The organism is Dellaglioa sp. CoH-57-MRSF-19 (assembly GCF_056781975.1).
In genome coordinates, this window is sequence record NZ_JBXAXW010000212.1 from 1 (window position 1) to 320 (window position 320).

The 320-nt window shown below is 53.1% G+C and carries 1 pseudogene; it reads left to right on the forward strand.

Going from position 1 to position 320, the window contains the following annotated elements:
• Positions 1-52: 52 nt before the first annotated feature.
• Positions 53-320 (forward strand): annotated as a pseudogene (locus tag AC1RO3_RS08970) (hypothetical protein); the annotation flags it as partial.

The window sequence follows — 320 nt, forward strand, 5'->3', positions numbered from 1 at the left end:
GACGTACACGACCCCCGAGCGGTTGGTCGCTGTGTGGCCCTCACGATTCACAATGGATCAGTCGGATTCCAGCAAGGCGTACGCTCCAAATTACACAAATAACCCGCAGAAGCTTGCGAATCTGGTGTACGCATCGCGCATGGGTAATGGAGATGTCGCATCTGGTGATGGTTGGACGTTCCGAGGGCGCGGTGCCTTTCATCTGACAGGCCGCGCAAATTACAGTGCGTACAGTGCAGCTGTTTATGGCGATCAGCGAATAGTAAGTAATCCTGAATTGGTAACGCAACCAGCCGATTTCTTTATGAGCGCTGCATGGT